The following is a 24,983-nucleotide window of genomic DNA, read 5'->3' as shown; positions in this document are numbered from 1 at the left end:
TTTTTGTCTACTTGTAGTGTAGCGAAAGAAGAAAAACTTCGTCAATCTTTTACGGAATAATAATTTGATCTTTTATCTTTTCAAGAGACTTCGCACCAATCCCATCAATCTCTAATAAATCTTCTATTTTCTGAAACGGACCATGTTCTTCTCGATATTTCAAAATACTTTCTGCCTTTCGAGAGCCAATTCCTGTAATCTTTTCCAATTGCTCCTTCGCTGCTGTATTTATTCGAATCTTGCCATCTTCCTTAGAAGAAGTAAACATCCCTTGTTCTGACTCATTTTTACTCGGTATATAAAGAAGCATTTGATCTTGTACAATTTGTGCTAAATTCACTTTTTTGATATCTACTTCTGATAAAAAACCACCAGCCTTTTGAACCGCATCCTTTACGCGATCTCCTTCCTTCATTTCATATACCCCTTCTTTATTAACCGCTCCTTTCACATCAATTATAATTGTTCTTTTCTGTTCCTTTGTATCCGATATTTTCGGTTTACCCTTTTTTTCTATCTCCTTCTCTTGCACATTCATTGTAATAGGCGTTCGTTCTACACTCTGATTCGTTTTCCAAAAAACAAGAAAAAGTAAAGTTCCAATAATAGCTACTAAACCTAACCACTTTTTCGGAAAATCCCACATCATTTTACACCTCTAATCATAAATTTATAACATCATTCATATTGTTTAGGAGAAAGCTGTTACGAAGGAGGGATGAAACTTTGAACATAGGAATTATAGGGACAGGAAACATGGGGAATATACTAATCGATGCATTTTTAGAAACCCGTGCTGTCAAACCTTCGTGCCTTACAATCATTAATCGGACGCCTGCCAAAGCATATCATATAAAAGAAAAATACCCTTCTGTTCATATAGCAAAAACAATCCCGGAAGTAATCGAACAATCACAACTTATTTTTATTTGCGTTAAGCCGATAGATATATACCCTATCCTAAAAAAATACGCTGAACATTTTTCTGATGAAACGTGCTTAGTTTCTATTACGAGTCCAATATCTCCATCACAATTAGAGACTCTCGTACCTTGTCACGTCGCGCGTATCATTCCAAGTATCACAAACCGCGCCCTCTCTGGCGCCTCACTATTTACATTTGGAGATAATTGCTCTGAAGAATGGCAACAAAAATTACTTCGTCTATTCAAAAACATTTCTACACCTCTTGTAATAGAAGAAGATATAACGCGCGTTTCATCTGATATAGCAAGTTGCGGTCCTGCTTTCTTTAGTTATTTACTACAATGCTTCATTAACGCTGCTGTAGATAAAACAAATATTACACACGAAGAGGCTACTACTTTAGTAAGTGAAATGGTCGTGGGGATGGGGAAATTACTTGAAAAAGAAATCTTCACATTACCTACCTTACAAGAAAAGGTTTGCGTGAAAGGCGGCGTTACTGGGGAAGGCATTCGGGTTTTAGAAGAACACGTTGGAGATATGTTCCATAAGTTAATCGAGCGAACACATGAAAAATTTGATGAAGATTTAGAATGCGTTGATCAGCAATTCAATAAACACACATAATAAATACGTCATTTACATTCCAAATCCTTTTTATAAATAATTACTTTTTTACAATACATTTTCACTTCAACTACTATTCCCACACTTTACGCATACGATCTTCAGATTATGCTAGAACTAAAAATACATCTTCTTTATAAAACAAAAGCATTAACGGCCAGTAAGATCCCCACCTTAAAACTCAGCGAAAGCAAAGAAGTTAGGAGGGGGTCGGGCTGCCCGTAAAAGCCCGATTGGTTCAACTAATAATCAGCGGGGAGCTTCGCACCCCGCTGATTAAAGTTTCACTTTATCCGTTTTTCTTCGCCATGAAGAAAATACGCTCTGTTTGTTCTGTAACTTCAAGTCGCTCAAAATCACCTGTTACACGAAGCACTGTAAAACCTGCTTCTTCAAGCCATTTCGTTAACTCTTCCACTTGATATGCACGTTGCACGTGACATTCGTCAAACCGATGGTACACATCTTCTTCTGGATCTTGAACAAAGAATGTTAAATCATGCTCTACACTATTTGATTCTTCACCAGGGAAGCAATTCCAAATAAGAGATATTTCTTCTCCATTCACTGTATACGTTTCATTTTGAAATACATGATGTATTTTATATAAAGAATGTACATCAAATAAAAACAAGCCATCTTGGCGTAAATGGTGAAATACTCTTCTAAATGTTTCTTGCACTCCATCTTCTTGCAATACATAATTTAATGAATCACAAAAGATGGTTACACAATCAAACTCACCTGGAACATCAAGCTCTCGCATGTCTTGTTGATAAAAAGGAATAAAGTATCCCTCTGCTCCCAGTTTTTGCTGAGCGACTGTTAACATTTCTTCTGAAAGATCGACACCTATTAAATCGTAACCCTTTTGCACAAGCGGAAGGGTTACATTACCCGTACCGCATGCTACATCAAGAATTTTTGCCTCTTTCATATCTGCTTGCTGCAGGCTTTCCTCTGTGAATTCCACCCATTTATCATAAGGGACATCATTCATTAGTTCGTCGTACAACAATGCAAATTGTTCGTATTTCATTGGCCTAGCTCTTCTGTAATATCTTCACGTGGCACATCGCCCCATAAACGCTCTAAATTATAGTGATTACGCTCATCTTTATGGAATACATGAGCAACTACATCTCCAAGATCAACTAATACCCAACGTGCTTCGTCAAAACCTTCCATACGTTGTACGTCGATTTGGAACTCATGTGCTTTTGATTTAATTTCACGTGCAATTGCTTGCACTTGTTTATCTGAATTACCGTGACAAATAATGAAATAATCTGCAATTGGTGAAATACCTTGCATATTTAGGACAACCATATCTTCTGCTCTTTTATCATCAGCTGCTTTTGCCGCTAATACTAATAAATCTTTATCGTTCATTTACTCATTTCCTCCTTGATAACTGCATTGTATGTTTGGAATGTTAATGGATAAATCGTCTGATTTTTTTCCATTAAAAATTGAATTGTTTTCTTTAACGCAAATAATAAAGCTTGATTTATATCCGTATATGCGAGTTTACGAGCCTCTTCCACACCTGGAAACTTTCGCCCTGGCTCAATGTAATCAGCTACATAAATCACTTTATCTAACATTGTCATGTTCTCATGACCACTTGTATGATATGTAATAGCTTGCAAAATTTCAGAATCCGTAATGCCTACCTCTTTTTCTACTAAGTATGCCCCAACAGGCGCATGCCACAACTCTTTATTATAGCAAAGTAAATCTTTCGGCAAATCTTCACGTTTAATAATCTCTTCCATCTCTGAAATCGCTCTACATTTCGCATAATCATGGAATATAGCTGCCATCTCTGCTTTTTTCTCGTCCACACCGTATAACTTAGCCAGCTCAATCGCTGTCTCCATTACACCAATTGTGTGTGTATAACGTTTTTCATGCATTTGTTGTTTAACAATATGAAGTGCATTCTCACGATTCATACAACCCATTCCTCTCGATATATACCTGTACTTTTTCAGGAAGTAAGTATTTACACGTTTTCTTCTCCTTATATCTCTCACGTAATAAGGATGAAGAAACTGCAAATTCCGGAATTTCCACTGTAGTAATCTGATACGGCGTATGCAATGTGTACCCAGGTCTCGCAACTCCAACAAACGTTACAAGATTAAGTAAAGCTTCAATGTTATACCACTTCGGTAAATACTCAACCATATCCCCACCAATAATAAAGTGAAACTGCACATCCGGATACTTCTTCGTCAATTGCAACATAGTGTCATACGTATAAGATGGGCCCTTCCTGCTTAACTCTTCTAAACAAATAGAAAAGTGTTCTTCTGCCTCAGTCGCGAGCTCTAACATATGTAAACGTCTTTCTATACTTGTAATATTACGTCCTTGTTTATGTGGCGGAATCTGGTTTGGCAAGAACCATACTTCTTCCAAATCCAAAGCGTGATATACTTCATTTGCAATTAGCAAATGTCCATAGTGAGGCGGATCAAATGTACCGCCAATGATGCCAATTTTCCTCAAAAGAAACGCCCCTTCCTTTTACATACAGCAACTCTCCTTGGTTAGAAATGAAGAGAGTTGCTATTAATAAAAGTTCAATTGGTTTCGCTCTCTACATCATTACGCATCAGCGATAAAAATAGCGCATGCTAATCTTTTTATCGAGGAAGCTTAATTTGTTTATTTTCTCTTGATTCTTTGTATAAAACGATTGTGCTTCCAATTACTTGAACGATTTCAGCACGTGCACCTTTTGCAAGTTCTTCCGCAACCTCACGGCGATCAAATTCACAGTTTTGTAATACACTTACTTTAAATAACTCACGAGCTTCTAAAGTATCTGCGATTTGTTTAATCATATTTTCATTTACTCCGCCTTTTCCTACTTGAAAAATTGGTGTTAAATGATGTGCTTGTGCACGTAAAAATCTTTTTTGTTTTCCTGTTAACATATATGTTAGCCTCCAAGCTTTTCTATAACTAATTGTTTCATTCTCCCGATATTCGGTACACTTCCTGTCCACATTTCAAATGCAAGTGCTCCTTGATACACAAACATATCAATACCATTTTGAATGATTGCACCTTGCTCTTTTGCCTCACATAAAATTTTCGTTTCAAATGGATTATAAATTATATCTGATACAATCGTTCCTTTTTTTAACGAACAAATTTGTAATGGCGTATGTTCGACGTGTGGATGCATACCTATTGTTGTCGTCTGAATGATAATATCATAATTCCCTTGTTCTTCTGTCGCTTTTTCTAACGACAAAGCAACAGAATTAACATCGGCCGTACGTGCAGCAATAAGTTCTTTCGCCTTATCTACTGTACGATTGGCTACATCAATCTCTTTTACACCTACATCAGCAAGAGAAAAATAAATAGCTCGGCTAGCACCACCTGCACCAAGTAACAAAATACGTTTCCCTTGAAGTGGTTCATGACTAATTGACTGCAACGCTCGAACAAAACCAATCCCATCTGTGTTGTAGCCAATTAACCTTCCATTCTTATGAACCACTGTATTTACTGCACCGATTTTCCTTGCCAATGGGTCAATCTCATCCAAATACTCCATAATAGCAACCTTGTGCGGAGTTGTTACATTAAATCCTGAAATACCTAATGCTTTTAAACCTCTTACTGCTTCCCCTAGCACTTCCTCTTCAACAAGAAACGCATGATAATGGGCATCCATATTCAAGTGTTCAAATGCATTGTTATGCATAACGGGTGATAATGAATGTCCAATTGGATTTCCGATTACACCATATAATTGTTTCATAAATCCCTCTCCATATTAAATTAAAGATTTACGTAGTGAAACACTTACTCCTTTTGGTACGTGTGCAACAATTTTTGCTCCTGGTTCGTTCACAGTAACCCATCCTAATCCAGAGAATACAACATCCGTTTTAGGTTCACGAATATTAAATTCGTATTTCACTAGCTCAGGCATATTTGCTAATTCTTCTGGCGTTGGTGGGCTTAGTAAATCCCCAGCATGATTTTTATATAATTCATCTGCTTTCTCAAGCTTTGTACGATGAATTGTTAAGCGATTCGAGAAGTGACAAGTAAACGCACGACGACCACCACTTACATAATCAAAACGTGCCAATCCACTAAAGAATAACGTTTGTTCTTCGTTTAATTGGAATACCATCGGCTTAATTTCTTTTGTTGGTGTAATAAGCTTTAAGCTTTGCTTTCCAACATAATGAGCCATTTGGTGGTGGTTAATAATACCTGGCGTATCATATAAAGAAGATTCTTCGTCTAATGGAATATCAATTAAATCAAGTGTTGTTCCTGGGAAATGAGATGTTGTAATTACATTTTCAGTCTCATCACTAAATTCTTTAATCATACGATTAATAAATGTCGATTTCCCTACATTCGTACATCCAACAACGTAAACATCTTTGCCGCCGCGATAATACTCAATAGCATCTGCTAGTTCAGCAATTCCTTGTCCCTTCGCTGCACTAATTAAAAAGACATCTTCTGGTTTTAATCCTAGTTGCTTTGCACTATAGCGCATCCAATGCTTTACTTTATCATGTTTTACTGACTTTGGAATTAAATCAGCTTTATTTCCAACAAGTAATACTTTATTATTTCCTACGAAACGATGTAAACCAGGTAACCAGCTACCATTAAAATCAAAAATATCTACAATTTTGACTACTAATGCATCTGATTTTCCAATTCCATTTAAAATGCGTAGGAAATCATCATCTGTTAACGATACATCTTGAATTTCATTGTAATGCTTCAAGCGAAAACAACGTTGACAAATAACTTGTTCTTTCTCTAAAGATGAGGTAGGAGCATACCCCACTTCGTTTTTATTTTCTGTTTGAATTTCTACACCGCAACCAATACATTTAATTGTTTCAGTCAAACTTTATTCCTCCCAGTTAATTAAACCTTTTTTCTTCATATTTTTCATAATTCTGCGTTCAATTTTTCGATTAAAGCGCGTCACTAATCCGTCCGTTTGTGCTACCGGTACAACTAAAATTGTATGAAGCCCTACTCGGTTTCCACCAAGCACGTCAGTCAGTAACTGATCTCCAATTACCACAACTTCCTCTGCCTGTAAACGCATCTCTTGTATCGCACGCTTAAACGCTCGAACAAATGGTTTACGTGCACTATGAATAAATGGAATGCCTAATGGGTCAGCAAAATCTTTTACACGTTGCTCATTATTATTTGAAACAACCGTTACTTGGATGCCGTGCTCTTTCATTTTCAAGAACCATTTTTCAAGTTGCGGGGTTGCATTTGGACGATCCCATTCAATTAAAGTGTTATCTAAATCAGTAATAACACCTTTAATCCCACGTTTTTTTAAATCTTCTGGTTGAACATGATATACATTTTTCACATATTCATTTGGTAAAAATAGTTTCAATTTCTTTCACCTCTTTGAGGATTTTTCATAAAATTTTTCGACAACATTTTTCGATATATAACCTGTGGATAAAATTGTACACATTTTCCACATTAATTTTTCAGTTAATTTGGAATTTACTAACAAACTATACACACTTTATCCACCTAGGTATGTGGATAACCACCCGTTTGTGACTGTCATATTTTTTTGGTACATTAAATGCATCAACGAATCAATCCTTATATTATTAGGAGGTGACTCACCTTGAAAACAAAACATATGGAACAGTTATCCACTGAGTTACTCACTGAGTCTTATTATAAAGCAAAAGAACTAAAATTAAATCCCGACTTCATTTTACTTATAAAACAAGAAATCATTAGACGCTCATTAGAGGACAAGCTTGTCAAATCTTCTTGATTACATATAAAGTGAAAGGTTTAATTAGCCCGTACCAATCAAACAGTTACAGGATAAATTATTGGATGCCCTGTAAAAAGAGCCATCCTACGATGGCTCTCGAATAAACAAGTACTCCCATCTAGGGGATTTCATCATTAAGTATCTTTGCCCATAACTCTTACTTACGGTTATAAAAGCTTTTCTTTATTTATGAGCTAATCGAGTAGCTATTTTTTCACCAAGACGAAGCTCTTGTCCACTCTTTAATTCCTGCACTACTTCTATCATATCTTTTTCAAACAATAACACAACTGTTGAACCAAATGTAAAGTATGCCATTTCTTCACCTTTTTGAACAGTATCTCTCTCATGCAAAAGCTCGATACTATTAACAAACATGGCACCTACTTTTACAAGAGCCATATGCTCACCATCACTGCTTATTTCTGTAACAGAACGATAATTTTTTGACAGCGGTTCTTTCCCGTATTCCATACCAGCTGCATTTACCGGATATGATTTTCTACCGAGTACAAACCTTTCAGTCACAGAACCAGAAAGCGGACTATGAATGCGATGATAGTGACTTGGACTCAAATAAATTACCATATATGTACCGCCTGCATATCGCGTTGCACGTTCTTCATTACCTAGCATATCCACAATTGAATAGCGCTTTCCTTTAATATCAAATGTTTTTGTATCCTCAATAGGACCATGATCTGCAAAAACACCATCAACAGGACTAACGATACTCGATGCATCTGTATCAATACTACGCTTTCCTTCTTTTAGCTTACGCGTAAATAATTCATGCAATGTTCTATATTCCTTCAAGCCCTTTTCCATCTCATCTTGATTAATTTGAAAAACTTTCGCATACGATGGAATAATGATAGAGCTCAAACGAGATTGTGCAAATTTACGTAATATATAAGAAGTAAAGCGACCATTTGTAAGTTCTATCATAAGTCGATATAATGTACGTCGCAAATTGCGAAACCCCCTAATCAGTCTATAACTTTAGTTTTCCCTTCTTTTCTTTCTATATCATATGTAAAATTGGTTCTTATTCCCACATATCATATAAAGCAGCCTTATTATACATACAGAAAACTAAGTATGGTATTATTCTTAAATTATTTAGCACCTTCTAATATTACAGATAGAATCCGTCATTTTCAACAGTGAACATGTATTTCTTCTTAGCATAACGCGTTTTCTTTTCTTATTTACAATAAGAAAAGCAGCCCCTTTTAAAATATGGCTGCTTCTAATACACTTTACTCTTTCGCTTTTTTCTCTTTCTCTGCCCTTACAAACTCGTGGAACATCTTCATTAAAGCACGCTTTTCAATCCTTGATACGTAGCTTCTAGAAATACCAAGCGCCTTAGCGATTTCCCGCTGTGTTTTCTCCTTATCTAGCCCAAGTCCAAAACGTTTCACAATCACTTCTTTTTCTCTTTCGTCTAAAATATCGATATACTCTTTAATTTTTTCTAACTCCATACTAAGCTGAATCATATCAATTACATCTTCAGACTCTGATTTTAATATATCAATAAGCGATATTTCATTGCCCTCTTTATCTTGCCCAATCGGATCATGAAGTGAAACATCTTTTTTCGTTTTCTTTAGTACACGTAAATGCATCAAAATTTCATTTTCAATACAGCGTGCTGCATACGTCGCAAGCTTTGTTCCCTTTCCTGCAGAATAGCTCTCGATCGCTTTAATGAGCCCGATCGTACCAATTGAAATTAAATCTTCTGCATCTTCTCCTGTGTTCTCAAATTTTTTAACGATATGAGCTACAAGCCGTAAATTATGTTCAATCAAAAGATTTCTCGCTTGAGCATCACCTTGCTCCATTAACTCTAAGTACTTTCTCTCATCATCTGATGATAACGGCTGCGGGAACGCATTATTCTTTACATAAGAAACAAAGACAAACACTTCTCGAACCATATATCCAATTGCGGCGAATAGACTCAAACCTTTCACCTCCGCCAAAATAGTGGTCTTTATTATGTGTATGTAGGCGTGAGGTTGTTTGTGTCTGTACAGTTTATTTATAAAACTCAACACTTCTAACATTTAAAATATTTTATTGTTATATTATAATTAAAAGAAATTGTTATTTATATATGAATATGCTATTAAAGGGGACACTATTCATGATTACATTAGATCGATTATTAAATGTAACAATTTATTTAGGGGGATTTTTACTTTTCATTTCGTTCATTACTTTTGTTATTAAAAGAGGGCCTGATTTATTATTTTTTCAATTTGGAATTTCTTTATTTTTTGGAGCTCAAATTATAACTGGAATGAAATTTTTTCATAACTATGGTTTTTCCTTTCACTCAAAACTAGAACTACTTATCTTTATTCTCTATGTAATTGGAATTATTACATGTATACTATTTTTCTTTCACTTTCAAAATCCGTATCGAATTTTTTTATTAATTTGTAGTTGTTTATTTTTGACTGGATCCAATTATTACTTTAAAGAAACATTAAAGTTTAATAAAAAATTTCCAAAGCAACATAAAACCTTTTTAAATACACAAGAAGAAGACTCTTTTCCAAAAGAAGTTCGTAAATTTTCAGAAGACTACAATACTATAATAAAAAATGAGTTTTATGAAATACCCATGATTCCTACTGAATTACATATTACAAGCAAAACAGATTCTTCCCGTAGTACATCTTTCTTAGTTGAACTTTATAATAGCGAGAATGAAATTACCGATGACTCTGTACAATTAACTCAATCAGACCGTTTTTATGTAGTGTTAAATACACCAAAAACAAAAATAGCAAGGATAGTATATGAAGGGCAGAATTTTTTCACATTTACAGTCACACTAAAGGCTCTTAATTTACAGCAAGAACCGGAAATTCATAATATGTTTTTAGAAATAGATAAACGTAGAGCAATGAATCTTCTTAATTTTGAAATTAAAGCCCATACTAAAGAATGGAAAGTAACATTTAAAAATGATAGTTCTCATTCCGATCTTCCTATCACATTTACTTTTGAAAAACGAACAGGCAAATTATAAAAATAAAAAGAGTTATTTTTATATTCTTTGAAAAATAACTCTTTTTATTTTACTTACTCCAAATCTTTCTCCCAGTTTGAGCATCAATATAACGAATTTCCCGACTACAATAAAAAGGTTCTTTATGTTTTTCATCTGTCGTTTGTTTGTACAGTAGTTTGTATTTCGTTTCCTCTGCATCATGATCTACAAACCATTCTAATTTAACTCGGATAGCCTCTCTGTATATTTCTAACGCTTTTTCTTTTGTTACTTTTGGTGTTGTTTCATATGTAAGTAATTCTTTTATAAAGTTGCCACACTCTCCAGAGTAGTGCATCACAGCACCATTTTCTGCATTGATGTTGATCATAATATATTTCCGCTCTACATGAATGTCATTTACATAGATTGAAAAGGAAAACCTCTCTATCCCCTCTTCCTCCTCATAATTATCCCAAAGTTGAACATACTTTGTCGCATCTCGGATAATATGCTCTAAAAATTGAAGTGCCTTGCTTAAACATTGCTCTCTTGATAAGATTGTTTTCCTTTTTTTCTCATCCTTCCACATAAAAAAAGAAAGCAATTGATTTGTTTCTTTATCTAGAGTAATTACTACGAATTCATCATGTTTCAACATTGGAAAATGTTTTTTATAAAACTCATCCATTGAATATGAATCCTTCTCTTCTATTTCTTTTTGTAATTCTTCTTTTAATACAAATTTTATCCGGACTTCATCCTCATCTACTTTTTCATCTATTTTGACAAACTTCCCCTTGTCCCAATCAAATAAATCAAACACATCTTTTTTTTGATTACTCTTTAGCGGTTTATCAACAAGTACTGTAGAAGGTAATTTATAGTGTTCTGGCCCATATAAATCTTTACCTGTACTTGCATCAATAAACGCATGACTAGGCTCTGGTTCATATACAAGATGGTACCCTTTTACTTCTTCCCCGTTTTCATACTCACATGAAGAGTATGTTAAATCTACAAATACAAGTCTCATATCTTGTCTAGCTTTCAAATTTTCTAAAACGATATTCTCCCCAACAATTTCACTTGGCCATAACGGCTTTTTCTCTATGGCTTTTTGTCCATTGTAATGAAAATGCACAACATTACCTGAAGGGTGCACTTGCACAACACACCCAGTATTCGGCAATGGATAGCTATTCACTTCTTGCATATAATTTACTTCTTTCCAACCGCGCCTGTCGTCCTTAACCGTTACATATGTATAGAATTCATATCCTTCTTTTGTATATTTTTTTAAGAATGTATTTGCAACCTCTCTTGCTTTATTCTCCTCTATCGCTCCCTTATCACTCGAAAAAGAATTTCCATCATCTATCCTAAATTCAATTAAATTACCATTATGTCTATTTAATGTAATTTGTATCTGTTTCTCCTCATCATCTTTATGTCCCCACCATAATAGATGATACGGGTCATCAACCCCTTCTTGATCATCTACAACAAGCCTATATTCATCTGGAATTTCAATAATATGAGCTACGTGCTCTTTTCTTTCTTTATCTTTTTGATTCACCATACCCTCTCCTTCGTTACAATTTAAGGTAATTATAACAAAGAAAACCAAAACTTATTAACAAAAAAAGACTAGAGATATCTCTAGTCTTCTACTTCGTCTCACGATGTAACGTTACTCGCTTTAATCGTGGACAATATTTTTTTAATTCGATACGTTCTGGATTGTTTCGTTTATTTTTTTTAGAAATATAATTACGATCACCGCACTCCGTACAAGCTAATGTAATATTTACACGCATAGGTAATTCTCCTTTCTTTCAAAGATTGCAAACTAAAACGTAATGATTACGATTTATATATTATAAAACTTCATTCTATTTGTCAATTGCAAAAACAAGAAGATTCTATTTAGAATCCCCTTGTTTTTATAGTTAAATAAATTTTATTAAAACGATTCGTATGTAACAAACTCACTAATTGGCTTTCGATATCCTCTTGGACGAACTTTAGTCGTATCACTTTTCCCTATCGTAATCATTAAAACAGGTATTACATGCTCTGGCATATTTAATTCACTTTGTACTGCTTTTTCATCGAAACCAATCATTGGACATGTATCATAGCCATAATATTTAGCTGCGTACATAAAAGTCATCGCACTTAACGAAGCATTTCTAATCGCTTCATCCTCCATGAAACGCTCTCCTTTTCCTTCATATAAACCTTTCGTTTGCCTAATGGTATCTTCATATTCGCATTCATCAATCATTTTTAAAACTTTCATACCGAAGTAAATATTTTCAACATTTTGGTATGCTCTTTTATCACCACAAACGAGCACTACCGCTGATGCACTCGATACTTTATATTGACCGAACGCTAATTCTTTTAATCTTTCTTTTCGCTCTTGATCACGAATTACAACATAATGTGTGTGCTGCAAATTATAGCAAGATGGAGAAAGCTTAGTTAACTCAAATATTTTTTTAAAATCCTCATCAGGGATTTCTATACCTTGTATAAATTTCATTGCAGAACGTCTAGCAATTGCTAATTCTTCAAAGTTCACCATATATCCTCCTTAATAACTATAAATTTAAATATACATTAATTTATACAAATGGATAAATCAAATGAAAACACTTTAAATCCGAATAATAATTATGATTAACAGCAAAAAAGACAAAAAGCTGAAACAATTAGTTCATACGAAATTCACACGAATCTATTACTATAGAAATTGTACATAGTGAACTTATTAACAATCACGTTTATTTATATAGAATCTTACTCGAAAGGAGTTGAAAGTATGAAAACTAAATATCGCTTTATGATCTCATCATTTGCTGCTTGTGCTTATATGATTTGGTATTTAGTATAATAACAACCTCACTTGTAAATAGGAAAAGGTGTGTATATAAATGGAATATAATCAATCAACAGTTAACTACTGGAAAGCTTTTGTATTACCATATACATTTGCTTTAGAAGAGTTAAAAACTAAATTTGAAATTATGAACCGGGAAGCTCAATTCCTAGAGGATTACAACCCGTTTGAACATATAAAAACAAGACTAAAACAACCTGAAAGTATTATTAAAAAGCTAGAACGCAAAAGCTTATTACCAACAGTTGAAAACGCTCAAACACATTTACAAGATATTATTGGTATTCGTATTACATGTTGCTTCGTAGAAGATATTTATCATTTGAAAGAAGTCATTCAAAAACGCGAAGATATGGAAGTCATTGAAGTAAAAGATTATATCGCTAACCCAAAACGAAACGGATATAAAAGTTTACACATGATTATTAAATATCCTTTATCACTAAATTCTGGTACAAAAGATGTATTTGCAGAAATTCAGTTACGTACACTGGCAATGGACTTTTGGGCAAGTTTAGAACACAAACTTTATTATAAATATGAAGGGAAAATACCGGAGTATTTAAAAGATGAACTACATGATGCAGCAATGAAAGCTGAAGATCTTGATAATAAAATGGCCACAATTCGTCAAGATATTGATGATATTGAGGCATGCTCAAATCAAATTATGCTACCACTATAAAAAAAGGTTCTCGCCAATGAGAACCTTTTTTCTACCAGTTTGGGAAGTACGACCCCCACACTTATGAAAGTTTCACGTTATTTTTTCTCTATTGTTCGAACCTCTTCAATCTTCCATTTATCATCTTCTTTTCCAAGAGCATACTGTACTTTCTTTTGAAGAGTGATACTGTCATCTACTTCCTTTTCTTTCGTTTCAACAATAACATACCCTACTTTACTAGCTTTCATATCTATATGTTCCAATTCAATTTTCTTATTTCCCTTTTGAAATGCGGCTTCTTTTTGTGTTTTTAAGTCTTCAGCACTAGGCATCTTCTTTGAAAATAACTCCATATGTTCTGCAAGATTTTTTTCATTCGTCGTTCGCACAAATGTATTCATAACATCTTGAATAGATCTCTCTTCTTCTTTTGTTATTTGTACCTTTTCCTCAGTTTTTTTAATAATAGATTTTTGTTCTACGTTATTCTCTTCTTGTTGACATCCAACTAGTAATACTACAAATACTAGAAGGAATCTTAATTCCCTAAATAATTTTTTCATATTCCCAACTCCTAAAAAGAAAAGTGAGGCAGTTCGCCTCACTTTCGCTCTTAATTATCGTCTTCCTTTATTCGGATCGCCGCCGCCAACAATATCAAAGACACGTTTCGCTATATTTGTATTCTCTTGAACGCCAGAGAATAAGTATTTACCTGGACCAAATGCATACACGTTTACATCTTCCCCTGTATGCCCGCCTGTTGTCCAGCCTGTAACCGAGCGTTTATTGAAAATATCTTCAATTGCATTATCAATCTTTGTTACATCTTTTGACGGAGCTATATCATTTACAGCTTGAATTTCTTCTGGAGTTAATTGTAAATCAATATATTTTTTTAATGTTTCTTCTACATTTGCACCTTTTGCAATCTCATTTGCCATAAAGTCTGGTGTGCGTTTTGCAGCTTTAATTGGATCTACTTTAAAGTTATACTCGCCATTGGCACCTAAAGATAATCCACCTGTAGCGTGGTCTGCCGTTGCAACAACTAACGTATTTTTATCTTTTTTCGCAAACTCAATCGCTGCTTTGAAAGCTTTTTCGAAGTCTTCCATTTCACTCATTGCACCAACGATATCATTATCATGTCCAGCCCAGTCGATTTGACTTCCTTCCACCATTAAGAAGAAACCATTTTTATTTTTGTTCAAACGCTCAATTGCTGCATTAGTCATTTCTTCTAATGAAGGTGTTTTATCATTACGGTCAATCATTTTATCTAATCCACCTGGTGCAAATAAACCAAGAATTTGATCATTTTTATCATTTAACAATTGATCTCGATCCATTACATAGCTATAACCAGATTTCTTAAACTCTTCTGTAAGATTACGATCTTTTCTAACAAAGTTCTTTACGCCGCCGCCAAGCATAACATCTACTTTATGCTTCCCTTTAATTTTCTCATCAAAATAATCATTTGCAATTGCGTCCATATTTTTACGGCTAATGTCATGCGCACCGAAAGCAGCTGGTGTTGCATGTGTAATTTCAGAAGTTGCAACAAGTCCCGTTGATTTCCCTTTTTCTTTCGCTTGCTCAAGAACCGTTTTCACTTCCGCTTTATCATTATCAACTGCAATTGCAGCATTATATGTTTTAATCCCTGCTGACATAGCTGTTGCTGCTGATGCAGAGTCTGTAATATTTTCATGTTCATCTTCTGGGTATGTTTTTTGTGTTCCTACAAGATGCTTATCAAATTCTGTAGATTCCATTTCAAAAGTTTTTGGATTATCTTTCATATACCGGTGAGCCGTCATATATGAAGGGCCCATACCATCCCCAATTAATACGATAACATTTTTAATCTTTGCATTGCTTCCGTTCTCATCTGCATTAACCTCACTAGAACGAGTAAAATTCCATGTTGCTACCGAAGTAACTGCTAATGATGCCACAACTGCAAATGGCCATGCTTTTTTCACAAACTTTTTCACTGTCTTGTCCCCCTAATTAGGTTATTCATTTCCCACTATCAAATTTAATGGAAGACTATTAAGAGAAAATTAGCTGTATGTAAATTTTTTGTTAACTTATGTAAATATCAGTTATAATTTGTATAACTTTGTCTTTTCGTATCAACTATCCTGCCCTTTACAATTTAAATATAAACAAGTTGGATTTCATTTAACGTAAATCTCTTTTTTTACATTTTGACTCTATGTTTATGAAAATAAATAGAAATGCGGTGAGCCTTTATGAAAATAGTAAAGCTAAATGAATCTTTTATTTTTGAATTACTTAATCTTTGCAAATCTGTTGGATGGTTACACGATGAAATTTTTATGAAAAAACAATTCGAAATGTATCTTTCTATCGGCACACTTGTAGGTTACATTCATGAAAACAAACTCATTGCGACTGGAGGAGTATTTCCCTTTACAAGTAACTTCACTTCCATTGGTATGTTAATCGTTCACCCTAATTTTCAAGGACGCGGAATCGGGCGCATGTTGCTAAATCATTGCTTGGAACAAATTCATCCAAAACAACCCATTGCACTTATTGCGACAAAAGCTGGCGAACCTCTATACACATCATGCGGATTTCAAACAGCAACAACGATTCATCGTTTTGAAAAGCAAACTATTAAGACGTACCCTTCTCACTTACAACAAGTACAAGAAGAAGACCTTATATCTCTTACTTCTCTCGATCAAATTGCAACTGGTATGAATCGTTCTCTACTTTACTCTTTGCTATTACCAAGGGCCGTACACTCTTTTAAAATTGAAAGAAATAACTGTATAGAAGCTTTTTCATTATGCATACGAAAGGGCAATATATTATGTATCAATCCACTTATCGCCAAGCAAGAAGAAGATTCTATTCAATTATTAAAAAAGATATGTGAATGTTGGAATGGTATAGTACGAATTGATGTCCCACACTCACAATTTACATTTCGTCAATTTCTTCAAACAGAAAATTTCCAAGAAACGCTCCTTTCACCTCTTATGATAAAAAATGGTAGCCAACTTCCTGGAAATCGTAATATGCTATTTGCTATGATAGATACAGCGTTATGTTAGAAAGGAGACACCTAATTGAAGCGATTTAGCTATTTTATGGTAGGTTGTCTTACTCTTACACTATTAGTAGGATGTAGTGCAGCAGAAAAGCCAGTAGAACAAGTAAAGCAAGTTAAAAATACAATTACAGCGAAACTAGCTACCGAGGAAAAAATGGTAGAAATAGATGGTCAAACCATTTACTTTAAAAAGATTGGTAATGAAAAACCACCTTTACTTATGATTCATGGCTTTGGAGGGTCATCAGATGGTTTTCAAAAGATCTACTCCGATTTAGCAAAAGATCATACAATTATTTCTGTAGATGCTTTGGGATTCGGGCGCTCATCTAAGCCAATGGATTTTTATTATTCTTTTCCAACTCATGCAAATTTGTATTATAAATTAATGAAAAAACTAGGATATGATTCATTCGCAATACTGGGGCATTCCATGGGGGGAGAAATTTCTCTAAATTTAACATATTTATATCCTGAAGCAGTTACTCACCTTATTTTAACTGATGCTACAGGTGGCCCTCATACATTCGTTAATAAACAAGGCTCACCAAAACCACAATTGTCGACTGATTTAAATGCCGTTTTTTCTATTACAGATTATGTTGAGAGCAAAGTGAAATTCAAACGTAATGATGAAGAACATTATAACAAAATGAAACTATGGCCTAGACGTCTTAAAATTAATGCGAATGAAATGAAACAGCCAACTTTAATTATATGGGGCAGAAATGATAGTAGCGTTTCTTGGAAAGAAGGAGAAACGTATCATCAATTCTTAAAAAATAGCACTTTACATATTATTGAAAAAGGTTATCATGCACCATTTCGCCAAGAACCACAAGAATTTGTCGGGTATGTACAAGACTTCTTTAAGAACAATCCGATCAAAATTGAAAAATAACATAAACGGGTATCTCATTGTGAGATACCCATTTTCATATATTAAGCAGCTTGCTTTTGGCGTTTTTGAGTTTTTGATCCTAATACTTTCGGGATAACGAAGCCATCCATTCCAAATTTCCCAGCGTTCATACCGGCAACAAGAACAAACATAGATAAGATAACCATCTCAGGATTCACACCAATTGACCCACTAAACATATAGGAAAAGTTCATTACAAGACCAAAAAAGACCGCTGTTTTTGTTAAACAGCCTACAATTAAACCAATTCCGACTAAAATTTCTCCCCATGTTACAAGCGTATTAAACAAATCTACATTTGGAATTGCAAACTCTTGTAAGAATGATGCCCACCAAGATTGAACAGCCGGTTGTGCGCCTTTAGATTTTTCAATTGCGCCTTGCAAATAACCTGTTGCATCGAATCCTTTTCCTTGTAGTTTACCGATTCCAGCCATTAACCATGTGTAACCAAGATATACTCGAATTACTGCTAATGCAAAAGAAACTGCTTTGTTTTCTCTTAAAAATTGAATAACCATATCTTCCTCCTAAAGTTGTAATTAAGTTAGTTACATTTAATATAATAACATTAGTTACTTATTTTTCAAACGTTAATTATGAATAATTCATGACATATGTATGAAACATTAAAAACTAACGTTTATATAGTAACTTTTATTACCTGTAAAAACTTGAACATATCATACCACAGGTGATAATCATTTTCATTGAAAAAAATGTAAAAAAATTGTGAGTTAAATGTGAAACACGTTTATTCGAATATAGAATAAACGTGTTTCACACTAATTATAGAATCGAAATGTATGTGTCTCCTCATCAATTAAACTCGATTCTTGAAACGCTTCTTCTAACGTTTTCCCATGGTTAATAACCCCATAAAATAAGCGTATAGTAAACATAAGTGCTGCATTTCCATCTACATAATTAATCGATCCAATATATGATTTCGCACCACTATGTAAAAAAGATTTTGGTACCCTAACGTGCACCCGCTATTTACAATATGTGTATTATGCAATTTTGCATATTTATAAATTTCTGCTGCACCAAAATATTCAAGAGATGCTCGGATTGATTGCGCCTCTAAATCCGAATTAAAACCAATTACTAATGCAATATTCAACATACAACCCCATCCTATAATCAGCCCTTATCAATCAGACTTTTATGGGATAAATCCATTTCATATATACCTGTTTCTTTCAAAAAATCTGATCTAGTTAAAACAACTTTCTGTAAATATTGTCTATATGCTGTAATTGTTCCATCGTGAGATACAATGCAAATTCTTTCAGCACCCAGTCCATAACACCAAAGAAGAAATTCATCTACTATTTGCTGAAAACTATTCTCTGAAATAGTGTTTATACCTTCCTTCCATAACTGATTATTTGAGCTTTTCTCTATCGAAAAATGCGGAAATAACTTTGTTATCATTCCCTGATCTACTATATAATCGCACGGTAATGTTTTCGCTCCTTCTCGATAAGGAAAAATACGTGGAGATACATATGGATGGACTATTTTTTGACAAGCTACTTTCGCACTCCATATTGTCGCCGTTTGTAAAGTTCTAAGTGTAGGACTAACAATTAATATATCCGCTTCTTGTAATGATACATCACGTTGAAGTAACTTAGCTTGAGCCTTTCCTACTCTCGTCAATGGTGGGTCAAACACTTGTAAACTTTCTGGTAAATCCGTTGTATGTTCACCTTCACCATGCCGAACAAAAACAAGTTTCATATTCAGCCTCCTCTTACTATAAAATCCTCACACATATTTCTTCCCTATTGCATTCTTTATTCCTGCTGTATGAAAACCAATATGTAAAACACTTTTTACACTGAAAGGAGAATTACATATATGAAATGGATAATTGTCTTTATTGGAATGATTGTATGGGGATATATAAACGGCTTCTTTAGTAGTGATAAAACTGCTAATCCTTGGATTGCAGATGATGAACGTGAAACAAAAATTAAACAAAAAGCAATTACGGCAAGCTGGTCCGGTGTTTTTATGTTTTGTACCATTAGCCTCTTAAATAAATGGTTAGGTTTAAGCACAAACGATAAATCACCGTACTTACCAGACCCTATCGCAGCTTTTTTAAAAGAAAATGTAGAGATACAAGTTTTACTCATGCTATTTGTTATGTATGGAATATTTTACTTACATTATCGAAGAAAATTAAGTGCCTAATTTCTAACTCATGATTATCCTCCTAAATGGTTATAGTAATCATGACAAAATGAAAGGAGAGATATAAACATGAGTAACTCGAATGAATTTTTAGATACACTACATGAAAAACAAGCAAAAGATGAACAAAATAGAAAGCGACAAGGGAACGGAAACCCAGCGAAAAAAAAGCCAAATAAAACACATAAATAACAATAAAAAACTGCCTAAAATGATTTTTTAGGCAGTTTTTTTATTGTTATTTCACCGAGATAACATTTCCCCAATTCCATTTCTCATAATACCACGCTGGTACATCTATATTTTCAATCCACTTCTTTTCCTGTTTCCCATCTTTATGAGCAAGCCATACATCCGCTTTCTTACGGTCTGAACGTATCCAAATTAATTGATTACTCTTCTTCATGAAGATCGGGTGGTAATCCCCTTGCTTGTTCGTTTTCTTTGTGATTTGATGCTGTGCATTACTTGTACTATCGACCTCATATAAAGATGGTAGTGGCCTTTTTTCTGGTGGAGTTTCTATTCCTGCCTCTTTTGCTCGTGAAACGATAATTACTCTATCGTTCTTCCATACAAAATCCCAATCAACATATCCTTTCGGCGTAAATATGTTCTGCTGAAGTGCTGGCAATTCCTTTACTTTTAAATGTTTATTTTCTAATGCCACTCTTCCGCTCCCTTCAATATAAGCTAATATATTTTTTGATGGTGACCATTGAAACCATTGTTCGTTTAATAACATTTGATCTACTTTTTCAAACCGACTTCCATCTGCTCGAACTAAGCAAAGCGTATTACTATCAGCTGACCATGAAGCTGTCGGTACTGCTAAAAATGAAATCCACTTTTGATCTGGTGACCACTTAAAGCCACTTGCTACTAGCGCTAGAAAATCATCATGTTCATTTGGCAATGCATACAAATGCTTCATTTTGTGAGGATTCATATGTGCATCTTTTTGCACTTCATATAGCTGAGCCCCTGTCCATCCTGTTGGAAGTAAGTTCGCTTCAGAGGATACAAGAAAGTTCTTTCCATCGGGGTACCATGCATAATCCCCTACACCAGCCGATACATTTTCAAAATCTGCATTCTTTTTTTCTACATCAAATGTATTTAATGTACCTGTAAATATAAATGCAATTATATTTTCTGTTGGTGACCATTGATAATTCGATGCTTCTGAGTGAAACGGCGTAACTTTTTTTCCATCTTTCAGCCGATATAACTCAAGAATACTTTGTTTCTTCCCTTTTACATATGCTAGCCACTCCCCGTCATATGACCACTTCGGCCCTGTTATGTACTCTCCTTTTGTAATCTGTATTTCTTTCCCATCAACTTTAATCCAAAGGTTATGATGACGAATAAAAGCAACTTTCACACTATTATTTTCTGCACTAGTAATAGTGATAGAACATAAAAACATAAACAACACTACACTACCACTTACCATTAGCCTTTTCATACCATCACTCCATTTCCCTCATAGCATTCCTCACTTTCTCCCTACAATATGTGAAAAATATCGATTCGACATAATCAGAAAAAATTTCCCAAGAAATTTTCAATCCATAGAGGATTGGTATGAATTATGTCGAAAGTATAGTTTAGCCAACATTTATATTTATAATTTCCAAATTAAATGTAAGATTTTATTTCTGAATATTAGCACTTTTATTAGGGGGAGTATCAATGAAAAAAACTACATCTACACTATTAAGCATGGCGCTTGTCTTTTCTAGTTTTGGAGCTTTAAGCGCTCATGCTGAATCACTACAAAAGGAGAAGCAATTTAGTCCACAATTAAAAACAACGATTGAACAGTGGGGAGAACATAAAATCGCTCAAAATGTTGAAACGAAAACAACAAAAGAAATATCAGTAATTGTAGAATTACAACATGCACCTCTCGCTGCTCAAACTAATATTCAGCATGCTCCAGATTTACAAAATAGTAATGCGCAGTCTTATCATGCTGAGCTAAAAAAAGCACAAGAAGATACGACTAAGAAAATAAAAGAAAAAGCACCTGGTGCAAAAATTAAAGAAGTGTATAATACGTTATTTTCTGGATTCTCTATTTCAGTTCCTGGAGATCAAATTACCTCTCTTGCCTCTTTACCTGAAGTAAAAGCAGTCTATCCGAACTTAACATATAAATTGCATGAAACATCAAAAATTGCTACTAACGAAGAAGCACCAAATATCGGTGGACTGACAATTGGTGCACCTGAAGCGTGGAATTTAAAAGATCCATCTGGCAAACCGCTTGATGGAAAAGGCATGAAAGTAGCCATTATCGATTCTGGCGTAGACTATACACACCCTGACTTAAAGGCAAATTATATCGGTGGATATGACACGGTTGATGAAGATAACGATCCAATGGATGGTAACGTACATGGTACTCATGTAGCTGGAATTATTGCAGGTAATGGAAAAATTAAAGGCGTTGCTCCAAACGTTTCTATTCTAGCCTATCGTGTAATGAATGACGGTGGAACTGGTACAACAGATGATATTATCCAAGGAATTGAGCGAGCAATTCAAGATGGTGCGGATGTGTTAAACCTCTCCCTTGGGCAGGATTTAAATGTACCTGATCAGCCTGTAACATTAACGTTAGAACGAGCAGCGAAACTTGGTGTTACTGCTGTCGTTTCAAATGGAAATGACGGACCAAAACCTTGGTCTGTTGATGCTCCCGGTAACGCAAGTAGTGTCATTTCTGTTGGAGCATCTACGGTTTCTATCCCGTTTCCAACATTCCAAGTAACTGGTTCCAGCAAAACATATCAAGGGTTACCATTATCAAAATCCGATTTTCCAATAGGCAATGATTCTCCTCTTGTATATGTTGGTTATGGCAATCCAAGTGATTATGCAAAACAAGATGTGAAAGGGAAATTCGCACTTATTTTACAAGGTACTTCTAGTACATTAGTAAAAGCAGAACAAGCGAAGCAAGCTGGTGCACTTGGTGTGTTATTAATCTCTAGCGAAAAAGAAATTAATATGATGCCGGAATATTTTTCACGTGAACATCTAGCTGTCCCAGTAATGCAATTATCAAATACAAATGGGGAAGAATTAAAAACTTTAATTACAAAACGAAAGAAAAATATAAAAATTGGACAACCAAAGCACACAGAACTTATCGGTAACTTTAGTTCAAGAGGACCATCACAAGGAAGTTGGCTAATAAAGCCTGATGTTGTTGCACCTGGAGTACAAATTACTAGTACAGTACCGCGAGGCGGATATGAATCGCATAACGGAACAAGTATGGCTGCTCCGCAAGTAGCTGGAGCGGTTGCCCTCTTGCGTCAAATGCATCCTGATTGGACGACAGAACAATTGAAAGCGGCACTTGCTAACAATGCAAAAACATTACATGATGTCAATGAAAATACATACCCTGTTATGGCACAAGGATCTGGTTTAATTAACATTCCGAAAGCAGCTCAAACAAATATATTAGTAAAACCTAACAATGTCAGTTTTGGTCTTATTAAGCCAAATAGCGGAAAAGTAAAACTGACGCAAAATGTTACATTACAAAACCTTTCTAGTAAAAAGAAAAGTTTTTCAACTCGTGTGGAGTTACTAGATGCAAACACAAACACAAAAGTAAAAGCTTCTGTCCCTTCATCGATTAGCATTCAACCGAATAGTAGTACCGAAAAACCATTTACTATCACTGTAGATAGCTCACTACCACAAGGTGTGTATACTGGAAATGTATATGTAAAAGAACAAGGGGCAAAAGAAGAAATTCGAATTCCATTCACATTTAGTATCGAGCCTAAAGATTATAAACGTATCGATGGACTTGAAATTATTAATTCTACTTTTAGCCCAAATGGCGACCACGTACTAGATGATAATCTCATCAACTACTATTTAGTTGCGCCTGTGGATGATGTAACATTGCATGCAAATTTAGTTACGAAAGAACGTGTAACGTATCAAGGGATTATCCATCAAGCTAAAAATGCAACTCCTGGATACAAACCTTTCAAATGGAATGGTACAAAAGCAGATGGCACTCCTTTAGCTGACGGGCTATATCAAATCGAAGCAGTTGCTTCTAATTCTGGCGGAGAAACAAAACAAACAGCTGCTGTATTTCTTGATCGAACTGCACCTAAGTTAACATACGAAGTTGACCAAGAAAATCTCGTAATTAGAGGAAAAGTTGATGATATTCTACTAGATTGGATGTCAGAATCTGGTTGGATAGCACCTGGTATTCCAGTGAGAATGCAATATGAAATTAACGGAAATGGTGTATGGGACCAGGCATTCCTGAACCCTTGGGAGAAAAGCTATGACATTTATTTCGACCGTACTCAATTACAAGAAGGAAAAAATACTATTCACATTGTAGCAACTGATGCAGCTGGCAATACCTCTAATTTAACTGTTAATTTAGAAGTGAAATAAAGTGAAACTTTAATCAGTAGAGATTTCGTTCATCCCCACTGATTATTACCCTTCACCAATCGGGAGTTACGGGCAGTTAATCTCCCATCTCACTTCTTTGCTCCAACCGAATTTTGAGGTAGGAATTTTACTGCTCATTAACACGGGATAAAAAATTTTTGTTGACAATTTTTTTAATATAGTTTTATAATACAAAACATAGTTTAGTTAAACGAATTATATATCGGCTTTGAAGGAATGCTAGTAGCGACTTATATCACTGTCCCAGAGAACTGATGGTTGGTGCGAATCAGTACATATACAAGCGTGAATTACAATTCTGGAGCTTCTTT

The 24,983-nt window shown here is 34.6% G+C and carries 28 protein-coding genes and 1 pseudogene; 9 read left to right on the top strand and 20 right to left on the bottom strand.

All coding sequences use genetic code 11. From position 1 onward, the window contains the following. Positions 1 to 49 precede the first annotated feature (49 nt). Complete coding sequence (locus tag MR160_RS19360) at positions 50 to 649, bottom strand: helix-hairpin-helix domain-containing protein (protein ID WP_000989935.1); 600 nt, start codon at positions 647 to 649, stop codon at positions 50 to 52. Positions 650 to 726: 77 nt separating this feature from the next. Between MR160_RS19360 and comER the strand changes: the two genes are divergently transcribed. Beyond that, the gene (gene comER, locus MR160_RS19355; protein ID WP_001020554.1) at positions 727 to 1,554 is read left to right on the top strand and encodes a late competence protein ComER; all 828 of its coding nucleotides are present in this window, start codon (positions 727 to 729) and stop codon (positions 1,552 to 1,554) included. 289 nt (positions 1,555 to 1,843) lie between these two features. Here the strand turns inward: comER and MR160_RS19350 are convergent, their stop codons facing one another. The 8 genes from MR160_RS19350 to MR160_RS19315 form a co-directional block, all read right to left on the bottom strand. After that, positions 1,844 to 2,593: a class I SAM-dependent methyltransferase gene (locus MR160_RS19350; protein ID WP_000873064.1), complete on the bottom strand. Its 750-nt coding sequence runs from the start codon at positions 2,591 to 2,593 to the stop codon at positions 1,844 to 1,846. Further along, positions 2,590 to 2,946, bottom strand: a complete 357-nt coding sequence (gene rsfS / locus MR160_RS19345; protein WP_000998173.1) for a ribosome silencing factor — start codon at positions 2,944 to 2,946, stop codon at positions 2,590 to 2,592. Before rsfS ends, MR160_RS19350 begins: the two co-directional genes overlap by 4 nt. Beyond that, complete coding sequence (yqeK, locus tag MR160_RS19340) at positions 2,943 to 3,512, bottom strand: bis(5'-nucleosyl)-tetraphosphatase (symmetrical) YqeK (protein ID WP_001078483.1); 570 nt, start codon at positions 3,510 to 3,512, stop codon at positions 2,943 to 2,945. Before yqeK ends, rsfS begins: the two co-directional genes overlap by 4 nt. Next, positions 3,502 to 4,071 (bottom strand): nicotinate-nucleotide adenylyltransferase, encoded by a 570-nt coding sequence (gene nadD, locus MR160_RS19335; RefSeq protein WP_001226031.1) that lies wholly within the window; start codon positions 4,069 to 4,071, stop codon positions 3,502 to 3,504. Before nadD ends, yqeK begins: the two co-directional genes overlap by 11 nt. Positions 4,072 to 4,208: 137 nt before the next feature. Then, positions 4,209 to 4,502: a ribosome assembly RNA-binding protein YhbY gene (gene yhbY / locus MR160_RS19330; RefSeq protein WP_000955224.1), complete on the bottom strand. Its 294-nt coding sequence runs from the start codon at positions 4,500 to 4,502 to the stop codon at positions 4,209 to 4,211. 5 nt (positions 4,503 to 4,507) lie between these two features. After that, complete coding sequence (gene aroE, locus MR160_RS19325) at positions 4,508 to 5,341, bottom strand: shikimate dehydrogenase (RefSeq protein ID WP_000812105.1); 834 nt, start codon at positions 5,339 to 5,341, stop codon at positions 4,508 to 4,510. Positions 5,342 to 5,356: 15 nt separating this feature from the next. Next, positions 5,357 to 6,463, bottom strand: coding sequence for a ribosome biogenesis GTPase YqeH (yqeH, locus tag MR160_RS19320; protein ID WP_000140807.1), 1,107 nt, complete (start codon positions 6,461 to 6,463; stop codon positions 5,357 to 5,359). A 3-nt stretch (positions 6,464 to 6,466) separates the two neighbouring features. After that, on the bottom strand, positions 6,467 to 6,979 hold the full coding sequence (locus tag MR160_RS19315) for a YqeG family HAD IIIA-type phosphatase (protein ID WP_000765316.1): 513 nt from the start codon (positions 6,977 to 6,979) through the stop codon (positions 6,467 to 6,469). A 246-nt stretch (positions 6,980 to 7,225) separates the two neighbouring features. On the opposite strand from MR160_RS19315, the gene sda reads away from it, so the two are divergent. Further along, the gene (gene sda / locus MR160_RS19310) at positions 7,226 to 7,381 is read left to right on the top strand and encodes a sporulation histidine kinase inhibitor Sda (protein ID WP_000850094.1); all 156 of its coding nucleotides are present in this window, start codon (positions 7,226 to 7,228) and stop codon (positions 7,379 to 7,381) included. Positions 7,382 to 7,567: 186 nt separating this feature from the next. Here sda and MR160_RS19305 read toward each other — a convergent pair whose 3' ends face one another. After that, positions 7,568 to 8,356: a phosphatidylserine decarboxylase gene (locus tag MR160_RS19305; protein WP_001254999.1), complete on the bottom strand. Its 789-nt coding sequence runs from the start codon at positions 8,354 to 8,356 to the stop codon at positions 7,568 to 7,570. Between the two features lie 290 nt (positions 8,357 to 8,646). Continuing rightward, on the bottom strand, positions 8,647 to 9,360 hold the full coding sequence (gene sigK / locus MR160_RS19300; protein ID WP_000051382.1) for an RNA polymerase sporulation sigma factor SigK: 714 nt from the start codon (positions 9,358 to 9,360) through the stop codon (positions 8,647 to 8,649). A 182-nt stretch (positions 9,361 to 9,542) separates the two neighbouring features. On the opposite strand from sigK, the gene MR160_RS19295 reads away from it, so the two are divergent. Next, entirely contained in the window at positions 9,543 to 10,436 is an 894-nt protein-coding gene (locus tag MR160_RS19295; protein ID WP_000631115.1) for a hypothetical protein, read from the top strand. Between the two features lie 49 nt (positions 10,437 to 10,485). Here MR160_RS19295 and MR160_RS19290 read toward each other — a convergent pair whose 3' ends face one another. From MR160_RS19290 to MR160_RS19280, 3 genes are all read right to left on the bottom strand, one after another. Continuing rightward, positions 10,486 to 11,979, bottom strand: coding sequence for a YcdB/YcdC domain-containing protein (locus MR160_RS19290; RefSeq protein ID WP_000248007.1), 1,494 nt, complete (start codon positions 11,977 to 11,979; stop codon positions 10,486 to 10,488). Positions 11,980 to 12,067: 88 nt separating this feature from the next. Then, positions 12,068 to 12,217 carry a 50S ribosomal protein L33 gene (rpmG, locus tag MR160_RS19285; RefSeq protein WP_001265617.1) on the bottom strand — a complete coding sequence of 50 codons (150 nt, stop codon included), beginning with the start codon at positions 12,215 to 12,217 and terminating at the stop codon, positions 12,068 to 12,070. A gap of 146 nt (positions 12,218 to 12,363) precedes the next feature. After that, on the bottom strand, positions 12,364 to 12,990 hold the full coding sequence (locus MR160_RS19280; RefSeq protein WP_000245980.1) for a nitroreductase family protein: 627 nt from the start codon (positions 12,988 to 12,990) through the stop codon (positions 12,364 to 12,366). Between the two features lie 349 nt (positions 12,991 to 13,339). Here MR160_RS19280 and MR160_RS19275 point away from each other — a divergent pair, with 349 nt between their 5' ends. Beyond that, entirely contained in the window at positions 13,340 to 13,990 is a 651-nt protein-coding gene (locus tag MR160_RS19275) for a GTP pyrophosphokinase (protein ID WP_000456230.1), read from the top strand. 77 nt (positions 13,991 to 14,067) lie between these two features. Here the strand turns inward: MR160_RS19275 and MR160_RS19270 are convergent, their stop codons facing one another. Beyond that, positions 14,068 to 14,535 (bottom strand): hypothetical protein, encoded by a 468-nt coding sequence (locus MR160_RS19270; protein WP_000732777.1) that lies wholly within the window; start codon positions 14,533 to 14,535, stop codon positions 14,068 to 14,070. 54 nt (positions 14,536 to 14,589) lie between these two features. Continuing rightward, positions 14,590 to 15,975 (bottom strand): alkaline phosphatase, encoded by a 1,386-nt coding sequence (locus MR160_RS19265; protein ID WP_242297880.1) that lies wholly within the window; start codon positions 15,973 to 15,975, stop codon positions 14,590 to 14,592. Between the two features lie 261 nt (positions 15,976 to 16,236). On the opposite strand from MR160_RS19265, the gene MR160_RS19260 reads away from it, so the two are divergent. Further along, on the top strand, positions 16,237 to 17,070 hold the full coding sequence (locus MR160_RS19260) for a GNAT family N-acetyltransferase (protein ID WP_000706701.1): 834 nt from the start codon (positions 16,237 to 16,239) through the stop codon (positions 17,068 to 17,070). 15 nt (positions 17,071 to 17,085) lie between these two features. Then, positions 17,086 to 17,970: an alpha/beta fold hydrolase gene (locus tag MR160_RS19255; RefSeq protein WP_242297879.1), complete on the top strand. Its 885-nt coding sequence runs from the start codon at positions 17,086 to 17,088 to the stop codon at positions 17,968 to 17,970. A gap of 41 nt (positions 17,971 to 18,011) precedes the next feature. On the opposite strand, the gene MR160_RS19250 is transcribed toward MR160_RS19255, so the two are convergent. The 3 genes and pseudogenes from MR160_RS19250 to MR160_RS19240 form a co-directional block, all read right to left on the bottom strand. Beyond that, positions 18,012 to 18,512, bottom strand: coding sequence for a DoxX family protein (locus tag MR160_RS19250; protein ID WP_000236591.1), 501 nt, complete (start codon positions 18,510 to 18,512; stop codon positions 18,012 to 18,014). A gap of 264 nt (positions 18,513 to 18,776) precedes the next feature. Continuing rightward, a pseudogene (locus tag MR160_RS19245) lies at positions 18,777 to 19,120 on the bottom strand (hypothetical protein). A gap of 17 nt (positions 19,121 to 19,137) precedes the next feature. Continuing rightward, entirely contained in the window at positions 19,138 to 19,740 is a 603-nt protein-coding gene (locus tag MR160_RS19240) for a histidine phosphatase family protein (RefSeq protein ID WP_242297877.1), read from the bottom strand. 120 nt (positions 19,741 to 19,860) lie between these two features. On the opposite strand from MR160_RS19240, the gene MR160_RS19235 reads away from it, so the two are divergent. Both MR160_RS19235 and MR160_RS19230 read left to right on the top strand, forming a co-directional pair. Then, positions 19,861 to 20,199 (top strand): hypothetical protein, encoded by a 339-nt coding sequence (locus MR160_RS19235; protein WP_000871144.1) that lies wholly within the window; start codon positions 19,861 to 19,863, stop codon positions 20,197 to 20,199. Positions 20,200 to 20,268: 69 nt separating this feature from the next. Then, on the top strand, positions 20,269 to 20,391 hold the full coding sequence (locus MR160_RS19230) for a DUF4023 domain-containing protein (protein ID WP_000071866.1): 123 nt from the start codon (positions 20,269 to 20,271) through the stop codon (positions 20,389 to 20,391). A gap of 46 nt (positions 20,392 to 20,437) precedes the next feature. Here MR160_RS19230 and MR160_RS19225 read toward each other — a convergent pair whose 3' ends face one another. Continuing rightward, positions 20,438 to 21,670, bottom strand: coding sequence for an eIF2A-related protein (locus MR160_RS19225; RefSeq protein ID WP_000826291.1), 1,233 nt, complete (start codon positions 21,668 to 21,670; stop codon positions 20,438 to 20,440). A 227-nt stretch (positions 21,671 to 21,897) separates the two neighbouring features. Here MR160_RS19225 and MR160_RS19220 point away from each other — a divergent pair, with 227 nt between their 5' ends. After that, entirely contained in the window at positions 21,898 to 24,651 is a 2,754-nt protein-coding gene (locus MR160_RS19220) for a S8 family peptidase (protein WP_242297875.1), read from the top strand. The last annotated feature ends 332 nt before the right edge of the window (positions 24,652 to 24,983 follow it).

The sequence above is a fragment of the Bacillus cereus group sp. BfR-BA-01382 genome, assembly GCF_022663475.1.
GTDB lineage: Bacteria > Bacillota > Bacilli > Bacillales > Bacillaceae_G > Bacillus_A > Bacillus_A thuringiensis_S.
Note: the sequence above shows the minus strand (reverse complement) of the source record. Positions and strands in the feature narration are given on the sequence as shown.